This is a genomic window from Cellulomonas sp. P4_A2, from assembly GCF_056402515.1.
Map to the genome: position 1 here is coordinate 1 of NZ_JBFUHG010000082.1, position 500 is coordinate 500.

Here is a 500-nt window from a genome sequence, read left to right on the forward strand (position 1 = left end):
GGCCTTGCTGCTGCTGGGCGCGCGGGAAGTCCTCGGCGACCAGCGCGGAGAGGTTGAAGTAAGCCTCGCGGGTCTTCGGGCGCATCATGTCCAGGTCGACCTCGGCGCCGGCCGACAGATGCTCGTCGAAAGGTACGACGATCACGCCCCGGCAGCGCGTCTCGAAGTGCTGCACGATGTCATCGACCTTGATCATCTTCCCGGTCTCGCGGACCCCGGAAATGACGGTGATCGAGCGCTGCACCAGTTCCGCGTATCCGTGCGCCGACAGCCAGTCCAGCGTCGTGGAGGCACTCGAGGCACCGTCGACCGACGGCGTCGAGATGATGATCAACTGGTCGGCGAGGTCCAGCACTCCGCGCATCGCGCTGTAGAGCAGACCGGTACCCGAGTCGGTGAGGATGATCGGGTACTGCTTGCCGAGGACATCGATCGCGCGCCGGTAGTCCTCGTCGTTGAAGGTCGTCGAGACCGCCGGGTCCACGTCGTTGGCGATGATC

General features: G+C 65.2%; 1 protein-coding gene. It reads right to left on the minus strand.

Features of this window, described 5'->3' with window-relative positions; translation table 11 throughout:
- Positions 1-500 (minus strand): MinD/ParA family ATP-binding protein (locus AC1DUE_RS20185; RefSeq protein ID WP_477041191.1); only part of this gene is annotated, 500 nt, incomplete at both ends.